General features: G+C 50.1%; 12 protein-coding genes, 2 tRNA genes, 3 rRNA genes and 1 pseudogene. 4 read left to right on the top strand and 14 right to left on the bottom strand.

Annotation, left to right across the window (positions count from 1 at the left end; genetic code table 11):
- Positions 1 to 25 precede the first annotated feature (25 nt).
- Both EBA_RS03250 and serA read right to left on the bottom strand, forming a co-directional pair.
- Positions 26 to 667, bottom strand: a complete 642-nt coding sequence (locus EBA_RS03250) for an HAD-IB family phosphatase (RefSeq protein WP_192373216.1) — start codon at positions 665 to 667, stop codon at positions 26 to 28.
- A pseudogene (gene serA, locus EBA_RS03245) lies at positions 664 to 2,246 on the bottom strand (phosphoglycerate dehydrogenase). Before serA ends, EBA_RS03250 begins: the two are co-directional and overlap by 4 nt.
- A gap of 97 nt (positions 2,247 to 2,343) precedes the next feature.
- Between serA and EBA_RS03240 the strand changes: the two are divergent.
- Positions 2,344 to 2,832, top strand: a complete 489-nt coding sequence (locus tag EBA_RS03240; protein ID WP_192373214.1) for a TlpA disulfide reductase family protein — start codon at positions 2,344 to 2,346, stop codon at positions 2,830 to 2,832.
- A gap of 153 nt (positions 2,833 to 2,985) precedes the next feature.
- Here the strand turns inward: EBA_RS03240 and rrf are convergent.
- The 6 genes from rrf to tyrS form a co-directional block, all read right to left on the bottom strand.
- Positions 2,986 to 3,101, bottom strand: a 5S ribosomal RNA gene (gene rrf, locus EBA_RS03235).
- A 195-nt stretch (positions 3,102 to 3,296) separates the two neighbouring features.
- Positions 3,297 to 6,192, bottom strand: a 23S ribosomal RNA gene (locus EBA_RS03230).
- A gap of 321 nt (positions 6,193 to 6,513) precedes the next feature.
- Positions 6,514 to 6,589 (bottom strand) — tRNA-Ala (locus tag EBA_RS03225).
- Between the two features lie 114 nt (positions 6,590 to 6,703).
- A tRNA-Ile gene (locus EBA_RS03220) sits at positions 6,704 to 6,780 on the bottom strand.
- Between the two features lie 61 nt (positions 6,781 to 6,841).
- A 16S ribosomal RNA gene (locus EBA_RS03215) occupies positions 6,842 to 8,375 on the bottom strand.
- Together the 16S, 23S and 5S rRNA genes with 2 tRNA genes alongside form the textbook arrangement of a ribosomal RNA operon.
- Positions 8,376 to 8,759: 384 nt before the next feature.
- Positions 8,760 to 9,953: a tyrosine--tRNA ligase gene (gene tyrS / locus EBA_RS03210; RefSeq protein WP_407663530.1), complete on the bottom strand. Its 1,194-nt coding sequence runs from the start codon at positions 9,951 to 9,953 to the stop codon at positions 8,760 to 8,762.
- A gap of 147 nt (positions 9,954 to 10,100) precedes the next feature.
- On the opposite strand from tyrS, the gene EBA_RS03205 reads away from it, so the two are divergent.
- Together EBA_RS03205 and EBA_RS03200 are read left to right on the top strand one after the other, a co-directional pair.
- The gene (locus EBA_RS03205) at positions 10,101 to 11,393 is read left to right on the top strand and encodes a peptidoglycan DD-metalloendopeptidase family protein (RefSeq protein WP_229427821.1); all 1,293 of its coding nucleotides are present in this window, start codon (positions 10,101 to 10,103) and stop codon (positions 11,391 to 11,393) included.
- Between the two features lie 4 nt (positions 11,394 to 11,397).
- Complete coding sequence (locus tag EBA_RS03200) at positions 11,398 to 12,513, top strand: anhydro-N-acetylmuramic acid kinase (protein ID WP_192373210.1); 1,116 nt, start codon at positions 11,398 to 11,400, stop codon at positions 12,511 to 12,513.
- Here the strand turns inward: EBA_RS03200 and erpA are convergent.
- On the bottom strand, positions 12,505 to 12,837 hold the full coding sequence (gene erpA, locus EBA_RS03195; protein WP_192373208.1) for an iron-sulfur cluster insertion protein ErpA: 333 nt from the start codon (positions 12,835 to 12,837) through the stop codon (positions 12,505 to 12,507). The two genes, EBA_RS03200 and erpA, sit on opposite strands and share 9 nt — an antisense overlap.
- 244 nt (positions 12,838 to 13,081) lie before the next feature.
- On the opposite strand from erpA, the gene sixA reads away from it, so the two are divergent.
- Positions 13,082 to 13,567 carry a phosphohistidine phosphatase SixA gene (gene sixA, locus EBA_RS03190; protein ID WP_192373206.1) on the top strand — a complete coding sequence of 162 codons (486 nt, stop codon included), beginning with the start codon at positions 13,082 to 13,084 and terminating at the stop codon, positions 13,565 to 13,567.
- A gap of 29 nt (positions 13,568 to 13,596) precedes the next feature.
- Here sixA and nirJ read toward each other — a convergent pair whose 3' ends face one another.
- The 5 genes from nirJ to EBA_RS03165 form a co-directional block, all read right to left on the bottom strand.
- Complete coding sequence (nirJ, locus tag EBA_RS03185; RefSeq protein ID WP_192373204.1) at positions 13,597 to 14,736, bottom strand: heme d1 biosynthesis radical SAM protein NirJ; 1,140 nt, start codon at positions 14,734 to 14,736, stop codon at positions 13,597 to 13,599.
- Between the two features lie 3 nt (positions 14,737 to 14,739).
- On the bottom strand, positions 14,740 to 15,219 hold the full coding sequence (gene ahbB / locus EBA_RS03180) for a siroheme decarboxylase subunit beta (protein ID WP_192373202.1): 480 nt from the start codon (positions 15,217 to 15,219) through the stop codon (positions 14,740 to 14,742).
- On the bottom strand, positions 15,219 to 15,662 hold the full coding sequence (locus EBA_RS03175) for an Lrp/AsnC family transcriptional regulator (RefSeq protein ID WP_192373200.1): 444 nt from the start codon (positions 15,660 to 15,662) through the stop codon (positions 15,219 to 15,221). The genes ahbB (EBA_RS03180) and EBA_RS03175 overlap by 1 nt, the downstream gene beginning before the upstream one ends.
- A 156-nt stretch (positions 15,663 to 15,818) precedes the next feature.
- The gene (gene ahbB / locus EBA_RS03170) at positions 15,819 to 16,379 is read right to left on the bottom strand and encodes a siroheme decarboxylase subunit beta (protein ID WP_192373198.1); all 561 of its coding nucleotides are present in this window, start codon (positions 16,377 to 16,379) and stop codon (positions 15,819 to 15,821) included.
- Complete coding sequence (locus EBA_RS03165; protein ID WP_192373196.1) at positions 16,372 to 16,827, bottom strand: Lrp/AsnC family transcriptional regulator; 456 nt, start codon at positions 16,825 to 16,827, stop codon at positions 16,372 to 16,374. Before EBA_RS03165 ends, ahbB (EBA_RS03170) begins: the two co-directional genes overlap by 8 nt.
- Between the last annotated feature and the right edge of the window lies 1 nt (position 16,828).

The following is a 16,828-nucleotide window of genomic DNA, read 5'->3' as shown; positions in this document are numbered from 1 at the left end:
GTCCCGCCGGCTTATCGACCCTTGCTTATAATACCAGGGGCAATATCGCAGCCAGTGAAGCGTCGACAACGTAGCTATCCGCCTGTTCTTCCACCAAGGGCCTGCGGACTACACCGCCGAAACCGATCATATACGCACCGGCTAATTTAGCTTCCAAATCGGTCTTGCCGTCGCCTATCATCACCAAGGACGAATGATGCATCCTCAGCCTCCGGCAAATCCGCGCCTTGCCGCCGCTGACGGCCAAGGGTGAATGTTGGGCAAAATCCTGATAATGACCGTCTTCGTCAAACAGCACATCGACCGCATGCACATGGTCTTCGGGTATCCCCAGTTGTTCCGCCAAGGGCAGTATCGCTTGCCGCAAGCCGCCACTGATGATGTGAATTAACTTGTTATTGGCCCGTAGGGTTTTGATCGTTTCGCTAACACCCTCTACCATTTCGGCAATATATAACTCGGCCAGCCACTCTATCGCCGATTTGTCGGGCCTGATCAAATCCAGCCGCTTCGCGTAAACATCCTCCAGAGCCAGTTCGCCGTTCATGGCCGCATCAGTTAATGCCGCAACCTGTTCGAATAAACCGTTGCGTCTGGCCAATTCATCAATCCCTTCGACCCGACTCAGCGTGCTATCGCAATCGAAACAAATAACATCAAAGCTCATAAAGCAATTTGCCTCGCCGTATGTACCGCAGGCACATCACACACAGATTTCAACACCTGTTCGCTTAAAGGATTAGATACGCTGATGACCATCATCGCCAATTGGTGCTCGTCGGCGATGCTGACCTGCATCCGAGTAATATTGATATTGGCAACACCCAATATTGAGCTGATTGCAGCGATCACGCCCGGCTTATCATCGTGGCGCGTGATCAATAACGCACCTTCAGGCACCACTTCGATTTCAAAATGATTAATACTAACCAAACGCGGGTGTTGATTTCCCAACAACGTACCCGCCAAAGACACCGATTTATCGGCGCAATAGCCGGTGATTTTGATTAGGGATTGATAGCCTTCTGATTCCTCAGTCTGGGATTCAATCAGGGTAATTCCCTGACGTTTAGCGATGTTCTCGACATTTACACGGTTAACCGGTGTGGAAAGCTGCCCCCCAGTAAACCAACCATCGCTTCAGCGGATATGGGCCGAATCTTCACCTCTGCAGCTTTACCAAATACCGCCACCTCTAGCTTCTGAATGGGTTGATCGATCAAGCCAACCAAAACTTTACCGAGAATATTGGCCAAGTTCATAAATGGCTGAGCTCTGGTCAATTCTTCCGCAGACAACCTAGGCAGGTTCAGCGCATTAACAGCTTCGCCGGTCTGCAAATATTTAACCGCCTGACGAGCAATCTCGACACTGACAGCAACTTGCGCCTCCTTGGTCGAAGCCCCTAAATGCGGGGTAAATACCACATTGTCCAATGTCAGCAGCGGGGAATCCTTGGGCGGCTCTTGCTCATAAACATCCAGCGCCGCACCGGCGATACGACCTTCTTTCAAGGCATCGTATAACGCCGATTCATCAACCAAGCCGCCGCGCGCACAATTGATCAACCGTGCAGATTTTTTCATCATCGCTAACTGCTCTAGACCAATGATATTTTTGGTTTTTTCCAGCAAAGGACAATGCAAGGTCAAATAGTCGGCTTGTTTAACCAAGGCATTCAAATCGACCATTTCCGCGCCATGCTGGGCAAAAACATCCGGCGCTACAAACGGATCATGAGCGATCACGCGCATTCCCAAACCATTGCCGCGTTGAGCGACGATCCGGCCAATAGTCCCGAAACCCAATACTGCCAAAGTTTTATGCGCAATTTCAGCCCCCATCAACTTGGAGCGCTCCCATTTGCCGTCTCTGACCGATTGATTGGCAATTGGCAGATTACGACTCAAGGAAAACATATGCGCAATTGCGAGTTCCGCCGTGGTTGTGGCATTGGCATCCGGAGTATTCATCACGATGACACCTTGCTCGGTCGCGGCATTCAAGTCGACATTATCTACCCCTATGCCGGCACGCCCGACTACTCTCAGACGAGTTGCCGCTTTTAATACACGAGCCGTAACCTGGGTATCGCTGCGAATTAAAAGGGCATCGTATTCCCGAATAACGTCGCACAGTGCATCTTCACTTAAGCCAGTTTGGATATGTATCTGTATCCCTTTCTGGGCATTTAAGAAATTAATGCCATCTTCCGCAAGCTTGTCTGAAATTAATATCTTTTTCATCGCCGTGAATGGATTATTGGATAAAGCCAGCATTCTAGCAGCTTTGCTATAATCGCCGTAATGCGCGTTCCCGACAAACAACCGAAGTCTATCGCTTATGAGAATAAAATCGGCGCTTTGCGTCCTATCGGTTATCTGTTTACTTGGCGCAGTTGCCTGGAGGCTAACTTATACAAAAAGCTTCGCCCCAAATGCCGTTTTTACCACATTGAAAGGTGATCAATTGGCAATCGCTGAGCTGAAAGGCAAGCCAATTTTGATAACATTTTGGGCGACCGACTGCCCTAGCTGTATCGAAGAAATTCCGGATTTGATCGCGTTACATCAGCAATTTAATGGAAACGACCTACAAATCATTGCGGTGGCAATGCCTTACGATCCGCCTAGCCATGTGCAAGCATTTGTCAAAGAAAGGCTGCTGCCTTACGCCGTTGCATTAGATATAGACAGCAGCCTTATACGCGCTTTTGGTGATGTGCAACTGACCCCAACAACGTTTTTGATAGATAGACAAGGCGTAATCATCATGCACAAGGTTGGCGCCTTCGATTTAGTGTTTTTAAAAGCGCTTCTGACACAATTGTAGAAAAACTCCGTTGCAATTAGGTGTGAGAAACCTCTTCTAGCGATTGCAAAAACATTTATCACTATCGCTACTCAAACTTAATCATTTTGCGAATGGAAATATTCATGGCCAAAAAAAAGCCCCACTAGTATTAGAGGGGCTTTTGGTATAAGAGCTTGGCGATGACCTACTTTCACATGGCAACCTGCCACACTATCATCGGCGCTAAGCGGTTTCACTTCCGAGTTCGGGATGGGATCGGGTGGTTCACGCTCGCTATGTTCACCAAGCAAACTGGTTTGGCTGTTGTTGCAGCCATCATGCACAGGTTATAAGCTTTCGCTGTTAGGCTGATCTTGCTTTCCGCTTTCACGCTTAGCGTAGAGTTTGCCTCTGACCTGTTGTTCATGGAAATCTGTATCGAGCTTGTCGTTCTCAGTTAGTTATCAGCTTGTCAACTGTTACCCAAACGCATTGGGTGTTATATGGTCAAGCCTCACGGGCAATTAGTACACGTTAGCTACGCCCATTACTGGACTTCCACACCGTGCCTATCAACGTCGTAGTCTCCGACGGCCCTTCAGGGGACTTAAAGTCCCAGTGAGATCTCATCTTGGGAGGGGCTTCCCGCTTAGATGCTTTCAGCGGTTATCCTGTCCGAACGTGGCTACCCGGCAATGCCATTGGCATGACAACCGGAACACCAGAGGTTCGTCCACTCCGGTCCTCTCGTACTAGGAGCAGCTTCCCTCAAATCTCAAACGCCCACGGCAGATAGGGACCGAACTGTCTCACGACGTTCTGAACCCAGCTCGCGTACCACTTTAAATGGCGAACAGCCATACCCTTGGGACCTGCTTCAGCCCCAGGATGTGATGAGCCGACATCGAGGTGCCAAACACCGCCGTCGATATGAACTCTTGGGCGGTATCAGCCTGTTATCCCCGGCGTACCTTTTATCCGTTGAGCGATGGCCCTTCCATACAGAACCACCGGATCACTATGACCTACTTTCGTACCTGCTCGACTTGTCCGTCTCGCAGTCAAGCACCCTTATGCCATTGCACTCATTGCCTGATTTCCGACCAGGCTGAGGGTACCTTCGTGCTCCTCCGTTACTCTTTAGGAGGAGACCGCCCCAGTCAAACTACCCACCAGACACTGTCCCTAACCCGGATAACGGGTCGAGGTTAGAACTCCAAACATACCAGGGTGGTATTTCAAGGTTGGCTCCACGAGAACTAGCGTTCCCGCTTCAAAGCCTCCCACCTATCCTACACAAGTAGGTTCAAAGTCCAGTGTCAAGCTATAGTAAAGGTGCACGGGGTCTTTCCGTCTAGCCGCGGGTACACTGCATCTTCACAGCGATTTCAATTTCACTGAGTCCCAGGTGGAGACAGTGTGGCCATCGTTACGCCATTCGTGCAGGTCGGAACTTACCCGACAAGGAATTTCGCTACCTTAGGACCGTTATAGTTACGGCCGCCGTTTACTGGGGCTTCGATCAAGAGCTTCTCCGAAGATAACCCCATCAATTAACCTTCCAGCACCGGGCAGGCGTCACACCCTATACGTCCACTTTCGTGTTTGCAGAGTGCTATGTTTTTGCTAAACAGTCGCAGCCACCGATTTTTTGCAACCCCCTTCCGCTCCGTGAGCAAGTCACTTCACGTAATGAGGGCATACCTTCTCCCGAAGTTACGGTATCATTTTGCCTAGTTCCTTCACCTGGGTTCTCTCAAGCGCCTTAGAATTTTCATCCCACCCACCTGTGTCGGTTTGGGGTACGGCCACTAGTAACCTGAAGCTTAGAGGTTTTTCCTGGAAGCAGGGCATCTATCACTTCGCTGCTCTTTCGAACCGCTCGTCATCACGTCTCAGCATAAAGCACCCCGGATTTGCCTAAGATGCATGCCTACCTGCTTAAACGGCCACTTCCAACCGACCGCTGATATAGCCTTCTCCGTCACCCCATCGCAGTTACTACTGGTACAGGAATATTAACCTGTTTTCCATCGACTACGCTTTTCAGCCTCGCCTTAGGTGCCGACTAACCCTGCGTCGATTAACGTTGCGCAGGAAACCTTGGGTTTTCGGCGAGGGGGTTTTTCACCCCCTTTATCGTTACTTATGTCAGCATTCGCACTTCCGATACCTCCAGCCGACTTCTCAATCGACCTTCGCAGGCGTACGGAACGCTCCTCTACCACTCACGCTTAACGCGCAAATCCGTAGCTTCGGTACTATGCTTAGCCCCGGTAAATCTTCCGCGCAGACCGACTCGACCAGTGAGCTATTACGCTTTCTTTAAAGGATGGCTGCTTCTAAGCCAACCTCCTGGCTGTCTGTGCCTTTCCACATCGTTTCCCACTGAGCATAGATTTGGGGACCTTAGCTGACGGTCTGGGCTGTTTCCCTTTTCACGACGGACCTTATCACCCGCCGTGTGTCTCCCGTGCTTGCACTTGCTGGTATTCGGAGTTTGCATCGGGTTGGTAAGTCGGGATGACCCCCTAGCCGAAACAGTGCTCTACCCCCAGCAGTGATACACGAGGCGCTACCTAAATAGCTTTCGAGGAGAACCAGCTATCTCCGAGCTTGATTAGCCTTTCACTCCGATCCACAACTCATCCCCGTATTTTTCAACAGACGTGGGTTCGGCCCTCCAGTTAGTATTACCCAACCTTCAGCCTGGTCATGGATAGATCGCCCGGTTTCGGGTCTACACCTTGCGACTAAACGCCCTATTAAGACTCGCTTTCGCTACGCCTCCCCTATTCGGTTAAGCTTGCCACAAAATGTAAGTCGCTGACCCATTATACAAAAGGTACGCAGTCACCCCACGAAGGGGCTCCCACTGCTTGTACGCATACGGTTTCAGGTTCTATTTCACTCCGCTCTCCGCGGTTCTTTTCGCCTTTCCCTCACGGTACTAGTTCACTATCGGTCAGTAAGGAGTATTTAGCCTTGGAGGATGGTCCCCCCATATTCAGTCAAAGTTTCACGTGCTCCGACCTACTCGATTTCACTAGAAAAAGGTTTTCGTGTACGGGGCTATCACCCTGTATCGCCGGACTTTCCAGACCGTTCCACTAACCTTATCCTAGCTTAAGGGCTAGTCCCCGTTCGCTCGCCACTACTTAGGGAATCTCGGTTGATTTCTTTTCCTCCGGGTACTTAGATGTTTCAGTTCTCCGGGTTCGCTTCAGTGAGCTATGTATTCACTCAAAGATGACGTGCTTATGCACGCCGGGTTTCCCCATTCGGACATCTCTGGATCACAGCCAGTTTGCAGGCTCCCCAAAGCTTTTCGCATGCTACAACGTCCTTCATCGCCTCTTACTGCCTAGGCATTCACCGTATGCGCTTATTCACTTGACCATATAACCCGAATACGTCTGTACTTTGGTTATACTGTCAGCTGACATTTTCGCTGATTTTTTCTGCTTGAGAACGACATGCTGCCTGACCTCTGCCGTTCTCTTTCGAGAATGACGTCATTCAAACCGCAACTCGTTTTAGTTCGATCATTGCTGATCGTTACTATAGTTACAGATTTCCATATTGTTAAAGAGCTATCGGTACGAATACCAATGCTATAAAGTCTTTATCTACTCATTGAGATAAAACCTTATAGCGCTGACGTCCTAACATCGACTATCTACTTATGACGAACTGGTTTACCCTCAGCGTTCAGCATGATGGTGGAGCCAGGGAGGATCGAACTCCCGACCTCCTGCGTGCAAGGCAGGCGCTCTCCCAGCTGAGCTATGGCCCCTAAAACAGACTAAAGACCAAGACTCAAGCCAAAATCCGACTTCGCCCAATGTTCCACTCTAGCCAGAATCATTGTCTGTTCGTATTCGCCTTGTCGCTTTCGCCTTTTATGCGTTGGTGGGTCTGGGAGGAGTTGAACCTCCGACCTCACCCTTATCAGGGGTGCGCTCTAACCAACTGAGCTACAGACCCAGGTGCGTCTTTCAATCGAAATAATTTGTTGTGAGTACGTATGACAGTTACTCTGTCTTTGTAAGGAGGTGATCCAGCCCCAGGTTCCCCTAGGGCTACCTTGTTACGACTTCACCCCAGTCATGAATCACAAAGTGGTAAGCGCCCTCCCGAAGGTTAAACTACCTACTTCTTTTGCAACCCACTCCCATGGTGTGACGGGCGGTGTGTACAAGGCCCGGGAACGTATTCACCGCGGCATTCTGATCCGCGATTACTAGCGATTCCGACTTCACGCAGTCGAGTTGCAGACTGCGATCCGGACTGGGACCGGCTTTTTGGGATTCGCTTACTCTCGCGAGTTCGCAGCCCTCTGTACCGGCCATTGTAGCACGTGTGTAGCCCTACCCATAAGGGCCATGATGACTTGACGTCGTCCCCACCTTCCTCCGGTTTATCACCGGCAGTCTCCCTAGAGTTCCCGCCATTACGCGCTGGCAACTAAGGATAAGGGTTGCGCTCGTTACGGGACTTAACCCAACATCTCACGACACGAGCTGACGACAGCCATGCAGCACCTGTGTTCGAGTTCCCGAAGGCACTCTCTCATCTCTGAAAGATTCTCGACATGTCAAGGGTAGGTAAGGTTCTTCGCGTTGCATCGAATTAAACCACATGCTCCACCGCTTGTGCGGGCCCCCGTCAATTCATTTGAGTTTTAGCCTTGCGGCCGTACTCCCCAGGCGGTCAACTTAATACGTTAGCTCCACTACTAAGTTCTTTAAGAACCCAACAGTTAGTTGACATCGTTTACGGCGTGGACTACCAGGGTATCTAATCCTGTTTGCTACCCACGCTTTCGTACCTCAGCGTCAGTTTTAGTCCAGGGAGCCGCCTTCGCCACTGGTGTTCCTTCAGATCTCTACGCATTTCACCGCTACACCTGAAATTCCACTCCCCTCTACTAAACTCTAGCCTGCCAGTATCAAATGCAGTTCCCAGGTTAAGCCCAGGGCTTTCACATCTGACTGAACAAGCCGCCTACGCACGCTTTACGCCCAGTAATTCCGATTAACGCTTGCACCCTCCGTATTACCGCGGCTGCTGGCACGGAGTTAGCCGGTGCTTCTTGTATAGGTAATGTCAGTCTACCGGGTATTAACCGATAGGTATTCCTTCCTATTGAAAGTGCTTTACAACCCTCAGGCCTTCTTCACACACGCGGTATTGCTGGATCAGGCTTTCGCCCATTGTCCAATATTCCCCACTGCTGCCTCCCGTAGGAGTCTGGGCCGTGTCTCAGTCCCAGTGTGGCTGATCATCCTCTCAGACCAGCTATGGATCGTCGCCTTGGTAGGCCATTACCCTACCAACTAGCTAATCCAACATAGGCTCATCTATTAGCGCCAGGTCCGAAGATCCCCAGCTTTCCCCCGTAGGGCGTATGCGGTATTAGCGTGAGTTTCCCCACGTTGTCCCCCACTAATAGGCAGATTCCTATGCATTACTCACCCGTCCGCCACTCGTCAGCGCCCGAAGGCCTGCTACCGTTCGACTTGCATGTGTTAAGCATACCGCCAGCGTTCAATCTGAGCCATGATCAAACTCTTCAGTTTAATTTTAACTTGTTACTAAACAAGATTAGTAACCAATCTTGGCTCGACTACAGAACATCTTTTCTTGCGAATTGACGTGGTTTCTGTGTCGACTATCTCTATAACAGAGCATCGCCATCACACATACCCACACAAATTATTTCGATTTAGTTTGTTAAAGAGCCAGAGCACTTTGCCCTGTTGAGCCGACGTATTCTACAGCGTTTTCAGTTTCTGTCAAATTTATTTTTAAGTCATTTCAAAAAACCGAAACACCAAAAAAAAAAAACGAATCCACCAATCAACAGCCTCAAACCCGCCGAACCAAGCCGACCGCTTTACCACCAAAACCAAGTTGCTTTAGCAGTGAAGAGCCGTCCATTCTAGCCAGACATTGACTAAACGTCAAGCACTTATTTCGATCCGAGCAAATTTTCTTTTACCTACTTGATAAACATGCTTGGTTGGCGCCGAAATAATGGCTTTGGGATCTTCCAATTTTTCACCATCAATTTTTACCGCGCCTTGTTTAATCAGACGCAACGCCTCAGAAGTACTTTCCACCAACCCGGCAGCTTTTAGTAGATTAGCAATTGGCATCCCCTGGTCGCCGCCCTTAATTTGGACTTCCTCAATATTATCCGGCAGTACACCTCGCTGAAACCGCGCTTCAAAACTTTCCAGCGCCGTTTTTGCAGCTTGAAGCCCATGAAACCTAGTAACAACCTCCTGAGCTAGAGCGACCTTGTAATTTCTTGGATTTTCACCACCCGCGCATGCAGCGCGCCAATTCTCAATCTCTACCATTGGTTTAAAGCTCAATAACTTGAAATACCGCCACATCAGCTCATCGGAAATGGACATTATTTTGCCGAACATATCATCAGGTACATCGGCGATACCTATATAGTTATTTAGCGACTTGGACATTTTCTGCACGCCATCAAGCCCCTCCAAGATCGGCATAGTCAACACGACTTGCGGTTTTTGGCCGTAGCCTTCCTGCAACTGCCTGCCCATCAATAGATTAAATTTTTGGTCGGTACCACCCAGTTCGACATCGGCTTTCATGACCACCGAGTCATACCCTTGTATTAATGGGTATAGAAATTCGTGAATCGCAATAGGCTGTCCGCCTTTATAACGCTTACTGAAATCATCGCGCTCCAGCATTCTCGCCACGGTATTTCTTGCGGCCAACTGAATCAGCTCCGCACTTGTCATCGCACCCATCCATGCCGAATTGAACTTCACTTCGGTTTTATTGGGATCGAGGATCTTAAACACCTGCGCCTGATAGGTTTTCGCGTTTTCCACTACTTCTTCACGGCTCAACGGCTTACGTGTGACGTTTTTGCCGGTCGGGTCGCCTATCATTGCCGTGAAATCACCGATCAAAAATTGCACGTTATGGCCGGCATCCTGAAATTGCTTGAGCTTATTAATGAGCACTGTATGCCCCAGATGCAAATCGGGCGCCGTCGGATCAAAGCCGGCCTTAATTGTTAAAGGCCGATTTTCCTCCAGCTTTTTGAGCAAATCCGATTCCAGCAAAATTTCTTCTGCACCATAGCGCAGCTGAGCCAAGGTTTCTTGCAACAATGTCTTCTCCCGATAGCCTTAAGTTTTGGGCGCGCATTATAAGTGATGCAATTGTACGGAAGGATAAAAAATGGCCTTTTGTTGGCCTTGTGCACCAAAATTGCCTACAATGAAACGCTCGACAAACGATGAAGTGTGATTACTGTGAAGAACAGAATACTCAAATCGGTGCTACTAGGCACCTGCACCGTTGTTGCCGCCAGCGCAAGTTACGGATTGATACCGCATAAAGGTTTTGAAGATACAAAGACTTTGGAGCAAGACAGATTAATCTCATCCAAGATCAACCAATACACCAAATACGTAAAGCCACCTGAAGTCCAACACCTGGACATCACCGAAGAATTGGAACACACCGTCAAATCCGGTGAAAACCTTTCCAGCATTTTTTCAGCGTTAAATCTTAGCCGAGAAGATTTACACAAAATCATCCACGCCAACGCGGCCGGCAAACAGTTTGCCGATGTGGAACCTGGTCAGGACGTTGTTGCCACCCTCAATGCATCCGGCGAACTGGAACAGCTGACTTACAGCAAAAACCCTTTCGAAACGCTGATCGCCACCCGACATGACGACGAATTTGACGTAGAATTGCTCAGCAAAAAAGTCGACTACCAAATAGCCAGCAATAAAGGCACGATTGATTCTTCACTATTCGAAGACGGCAAAGAAGCAGGCCTGTCCGAAAAACTAATCCTCAAACTGGCAGATATTTTTGCCTGGGACATTGATTTTGCACTTAGCTTAAGAGATGGCGATCAATTTACTGTTGTCTATGAAAAACTTTTTGTAGACGGGAAAGAATTCGACACCGGCGAAATTCTCTCGGTTGAATTCGTCAACCAAGGCAAAACCTACACTGCCGTGCGTTATGAAGACAACCAAGGCAACTCTGGCTATTACACCCCGGACGGCAATGGTTTGCGTAAAGCCTTCCTGCAAACCCCAATGGACTTTGCCAAAATCAGCTCGCATTTTGATCTGCATCGCAAACATCCAATTCTGAATACCATCCGTGCCCACAAAGGCGTCGACTATTCGGCGGCAATTGGTACGCCCGTTAAAACCACTGGCGACGGTAAAATTGTATTCCGCGGTGTAAAAAACGGCTATGGCAATGTCGTGGAAATTGAACACGGTCAAAAATACTCGACTTTGTACGCGCACTTGTCAGGTTTCAAATCCGGCCAAAAACTCGGCAGCGCTATTAAACAAGGCGATGTAATCGGTTACGTTGGCAAAACCGGTTTGGCGACCGGTCCGCATTTGCATTATGAATTCCGCATCGACGGGCAGCATGTCAACCCGGTTACCGCCAAAATACCGCGCTCAATGCCTATGGACAATGCCATACTAGCCAAATTCAGAGCACAAACCCAGCCTTACATGGCACAACTCAAACAAGCGAAAGGCGACGCGGTAGTCGCGCAAAACTAAAACGGTGCCCGAGCTTTATATAGGCTTAATGTCAGGAACCAGCATTGACGGGATCGATGCTGGTTTGGTTGATTTTGCCGATGGCAAAATAAAGCTCCTCGCTTTCTATTACCAGCCGTTTTCCGCCGATCTCAGACAAAGAATCCAGAACCTAAGCCAACCCAACCAGCCCGTTTTGCTCACAGATTACGGCTCACTGGATAGCCAGATCGGCCACCTGTTTGGTACCGCCGCACTGACTTTACTCAGTAACGCCGATGTCCAGGCGAACGAGATCAAGGCTATCGGCAGTCACGGACAAACGGTTTATCACGCTCCGGAGACAGCCAATGGCTTCTCCCTACAAATCGGCGACCCGAACCGCATCGCCCAAGTTACCGGCATCACTACCGTAGCCGACTTTCGCCGCCGCGACATCGCTGTCAGTGGCCAAGGGGCTCCGCTGGTGCCGGCATTTCATCAAGCCGTTTTTGCTGACACTAACCAAGCCAGAACGGTGGTCAATATTGGCGGCATCGCCAACATAACAGCATTAAACGATAGACCGGTGAGTGGCTTCGATACGGGCCCCGGGAACGGCCTGATGGACTGGTGGTGCCAGCAACATTGTCAGAAAAATTATGACAGTAACGGCGACTGGGCAGCCCAAGGCCTCCCCCACGCGGCTTTGCTTGATGCGTTAAAAGACGACGACTACTTCCGGCTAGCGCCGCCGAAAAGTACCGGCAAAGAATATTTTTCACCGGCCTGGTTAAAACACAAGCTCAGCTTATTTCCCAGCCTCAAGGCCGAAGACATTCAAGCGACACTCTGCCAGTTCAGCGCCGACACTATCGCCGACGCCGTTCGCCAATATGCCCCCGATACGATGCAAACCTTAGTCTGTGGCGGCGGCGCACATAACGGTCAATTGATGACTCTTTTACGGAAACGCCTGGATATGCCGGTAATTTCCACAGCGGAACTGGGAATCGATCCCGATCATGTCGAAGCGATAGCGTTTGCCTGGCTGGCACGACAAACTATGAATAATTTGCCGGGAAATTTATGTAGCGTCACGGGCGCAAGCGCGCCCGTGGTTTTAGGTGGGATTTATCCGGGTAAAAACGGCTTAAGCTGAGAAAGACGAGCCGCAACCGCAAGTCGTCGTCGCATTAGGATTGCGAATTACGAATTGCGCGCCAGACAAGTCTTCCTTGTAGTCGATTTCGGCACCGCTAAGGTACTGAATACTCATCGAATCTATCAACACTGTTACGCCGTCTTTGACAATTTGCGTATCGTCTTCGTTTACATCTTCGTCAAAGGTAAAGCCGTATTGAAAGCCGGAACAACCACCACCACTGATATACACTCTCAGCTTAAGATTATCGTTACCCTCTTCCTGAATCAAACCCGCTACTTTTTGCGCGGCACTGTCGGTAAAAACAATAGGATCGGACATATAAAACTCTATAAGCAATTGAAAGATTAAATGATTATGACTATACCCAGTAATTCAGTCAAGAATTATCAACTATAAATTTCAGCCCACCCGAGAAAGCCTAAACAACGTAACAACCGGGTGAGTATTCGCAACAAATCTTGCTGAAACTTTATCGCAAACGCCGTCGCTTCGCCTAAAATCATAGATAGTCGACCGCTCGCAAAAAGCTCACTCACAATCGCTCGATACCAGGAGGCTTACCATGCTTATCACCTTCCTCAGACACGCTACCGCCGAAGATAGCAGCATGTCCATACCCGATGCGGATAGAGGCTTAATCGATAAAGGCGAAAAACAGGTGAAACGCGTGGCGGCATTTTGTTTAGCCAACGAATTGATGCCAGGATTAATTTATTGCAGTCCATTGTTACGCGCCCAACAGACCGCAAGAATCCTCAACCAGCGCCTGCCTGGCAGCCCTGCTCCACAAACCGTTGACTGGCTGGGTATCGATACTTCTGCACAAACCATCGTCACAGAACTTGCCAAACTGGCTGAACAAAGCATGAACGACGTTTGGTTGGTTGGGCACGAACCGGATTTCTCCGTTACCATTGCCCACTTACTCGGCACCGTTCCCGACAATATTATTATCAAAAAAGCTTCGCTAACCCGCCTGGATGCTGATATTGCGGATCAAACCTCGGCTAAATTGCTGTGGAGCATCCCTTGCGCATTGATGCGCTAAGGATAAACCCACCCAAATTTCAAGCCAATTTAAGCAAAGATCTCCTCGTCCAGCAGATAACAACCCGGATCCTCGGCCCAAAAATCGCCCGTCATTTGCTGGGCTCTCACGCGAGTATTGCCATTACAAATACTTTGATAATCGCAATCACCGCAACGGCCTTGTAACGGACGGGGCGAAGCTTTCAACCCGGCCATAAGCGGATCGCTGATGTCAGGCCAAATTTCAGAGAAAGGCCGTTTGCGCACATTGCCCAAACCGTAATGCCACCAAAACGTGTCGGGGTGGACATTGCCCAGGTTGTCGATATTGGCGACATTGACGCCGGAGGCATTGCCGCCCCATTGCTGAAGTTTGGCCTGAATATGCGCTGCTTGCTCGGGAAAGTGGCGCTTGACCCAATGCAGAAAATAAACCGCATCGGCGTCGTTGTTGCCGGTGACTACTTCCCGGCGCACCCCCTGTTGCTCCCAACTTAAAGACTTTGCGAACAAGCTATCCATGACCTGGCGGGTCAACTGAAACTCGGCGTCATCCTTACGATTTTTATTACCGCGGCCGCCGTAGTTCAGATGTGACAGATAGAATTTGTCGATGTCCTCGTCGTCCATCAATTTCAACAAATTACCGAAATCGTGGGCATTGTCCTGCGTCAAGGTAAACCTTACGCCAGCTTTGATACCGTGGTCGCGGCACAATCTAATACCGGCCAGTGAGGCGTCGAACGAACCTTGTTTTTGCCGAAATGTGTCGTGAGCCTCGCGGAGTCCGTCCAGACTGATGCCAATATACTGATAGTCGATGGCGGCGATCTGCTCGATATTGGTTTGGTTGATCAAGGTACCGTTGCTAGACAAGGCCACATAAAAGCCCATGTCGCGGGCGCGCTGCGAGATAGCGAAAATATCCGGATGCAACAGCGGCTCGCCGCCCGACAGGATCAACACGGGTACTTTGAAGGCTTTCAGGTCGTCCATCACCGTGTAAATCTCCGGCGTGCTCAATTCTCCAGGGAAATCGATGTCGGCCGACGTGGTGTAACAATGTTTGCAGGTCAGATTACAGCGGCGGATCAAATTCCAGATCACCACCGGTCCGACGGGTTTGCGTGGTATTGTCAGTGGGGTGGGATGCAGCAGTTCGCGCATGTATTGGCTCAGTCTGAACATACACTAGCCTCCGATGCGCAAACCGGTTTTTTTCAGAATTTTAGTGCTGTACAACACCTCATGGCTACGCGCATGCTCGCCCAATAAGTCGGCGATAATCGCCACCTGCTGATCGGCGTCCTGCTCGGTTTTGCCGTGCACCATGGCGAACAGGCTGTAAGGCCAATCCGGCAGATGCCGGGGGCGCTGATAACAATGACTGACGAAGTTCAGGCTCGCAACCTGACGACCAAGCGCGTCTACTTGATTGTCGTCGACATCCCACACCGTCATGCCATTAAAGCGATAACCCAATTTGTAATGATTGGGCACAGCGGCAATGCGGCGAATGACGCCGGTCTGTTGCATCTCGGCCATGCTCAACATGACTGCTTGAGCGGACAAGCCCAGTTGCTCGGCGACGGCTTGATACGGCTCGCTAACCAAGGGCAAGCCGGCCTGGGTAGCGTGGATAATTTTTCTGTCTATCTCATCGATTGGCATCAGGCTTCCAATTGCAAACCAACATAGTATTCGTTGATCTTCGGCATGTTGTAGACGGTCAGGCCCGTCAGACGTTCGATTTCGGCGATCACTTTTAGCACCTGCTCGGTTTGCTCGGTAGCCAGCACAAACCACATGTTCAGCGCATGATTGCGGGCATAGTTATGCGCCACTTCCGGAAAGGCATTGACGATCTCGGTCACCTCGTCGAAGCGCTCATCCGGCACTTTCAGCGCGGCCAAGGTCAAGGCCCCTCCCATTTGTTCGGCGTGATACATGGGCCCGAAGCGCGACAACACCCCGTCGGCCAGCATGGTTTGCAATCTTGATAACAAGTCAGATTCTGCCATGCCCAATTCCTTGGCAACCCGTTGATAAGGCGCTGCACAGATGGGAAAACCCAGTTGTAAGCGGTTGATGATGGTTTTATCGACGCTGTCCATGATGATTCAATTAGGTGATTTTTGAGAAAGTTTGTACCGATTGTTAATGCCAAATATGTCGTTCGCTGAGCGGAGCCGAAGCGAACAATTGACTTCGGCTCCGCTCAGTCAACGGCAATTTGCTTGGTTTGGGTACATTTATCGCCATAAATCGCCTTAGAGGGCTTGTAGTTCGAATGCCGTCTGGCTGGATGCAAATGCCTCCGCAGCGGTACGAGTGGCTTGATCGGCTTGCGGCTCGCGGCGGGAATACAACGCGCCGCGCTGTTTGAAGCAACGTCGGCTAAACAGCACTTCGAAAGGGTAATCGCTTAAATCACAGGCATAACGCAGTTCGGCCCACTGTGTCATCACCACGTCCCGGCTTTTGCCGTGAATCATGCAATACAGGTTATAGGGCCATACCTCAGCCTGACGCGGGCGTTGATAACACAGATTCACGCAAGCCTGCTGGCTAATCAAAACGCCGATCCGCGCCACGTGCTGGTCCGGGACGTCCATTACGATCATTGCATTCGCCTGGTAACCCAGTTGGCGATGCTTAACCACCACGCCCCAGCGCTTGATCAAACCTTGCGTCTTCAAGCGCGCCAAGCGCTCAATCACGTCTTGTTCGCTTATTGCCAGTTGCGCCGCTATGGCCGCATAGGGCCGCGCAGCGATGGGCAAACCAGCCTGGACAGTTGCAATCAGTTGATAATCGACATCATCAATCATGCAGATTCAATTCAAAGCCGAGGTTAATAAAATAGTCAGCCAACATTGGTAACAACATGGCTGGATACCCGGTCTGGGTTTCGATGTCGGCGATCACCGTATTTAGATGCGCTTCGCTATCGGCTATCGCGACAAACCATAAATTGAAACGGTTTTCGCGTTCATAGTTATGGTTGACTTCCGGGTGGGCGCTCACCAGTTCGGCTACCCGAGCCAAATCGGTTTCCGGAACCGCCATTGCCACTAAGGCACTAGTGCCGATATGATTTGGCGCGATCACCGGGCCGATACGACTGATCATTTGCAGCTCGGACAAAGCATGAAAGGCATTCAATACCTCGTCTTCGCTGACCCCAAGCTGTTCGGCAATATCGCGATACGGTGTTGGGCTGAGTGGGAAATCCTGCTGGTAATCGTTGAGCAGGCGTTTATGTAAGGGCGCCAGCATG

Origin of the sequence: Methylomonas albis, assembly GCF_014850955.1 — a bacterium.
GTDB lineage: Bacteria > Pseudomonadota > Gammaproteobacteria > Methylococcales > Methylomonadaceae > Methylomonas > Methylomonas albis.
Note: the sequence above shows the minus strand (reverse complement) of the source record. Positions and strands in the feature narration are given on the sequence as shown.

What these genes read in the sequence shown, in the direction of transcription:
- EBA_RS03250 (WP_192373216.1), bottom strand. Translation starts at nt 667, where the DNA reads ATGAGCTTTGATGTTATTTGTTTCGATTGCGATAGCACGCTGAGTCGG.
- EBA_RS03240 (WP_192373214.1), top strand. Translation starts at nt 2,344, where the DNA reads ATGAGAATAAAATCGGCGCTTTGCGTCCTATCGGTTATCTGTTTACTT.
- erpA (WP_192373208.1), bottom strand. Translation starts at nt 12,837, where the DNA reads ATGTCCGATCCTATTGTTTTTACCGACAGTGCCGCGCAAAAAGTAGCG.
- sixA (WP_192373206.1), top strand. Translation starts at nt 13,082, where the DNA reads ATGCTTATCACCTTCCTCAGACACGCTACCGCCGAAGATAGCAGCATG.
- nirJ (WP_192373204.1), bottom strand. Translation starts at nt 14,736, where the DNA reads ATGTTCAGACTGAGCCAATACATGCGCGAACTGCTGCATCCCACCCCA.
- ahbB (WP_192373202.1), bottom strand. Translation starts at nt 15,219, where the DNA reads ATGCCAATCGATGAGATAGACAGAAAAATTATCCACGCTACCCAGGCC.
- EBA_RS03175 (WP_192373200.1), bottom strand. Translation starts at nt 15,662, where the DNA reads ATGGACAGCGTCGATAAAACCATCATCAACCGCTTACAACTGGGTTTT.
- ahbB (WP_192373198.1), bottom strand. Translation starts at nt 16,379, where the DNA reads ATGATTGATGATGTCGATTATCAACTGATTGCAACTGTCCAGGCTGGT.
- EBA_RS03165 (WP_192373196.1), bottom strand. Translation starts at nt 16,827, where the DNA reads ATGCTGGCGCCCTTACATAAACGCCTGCTCAACGATTACCAGCAGGAT.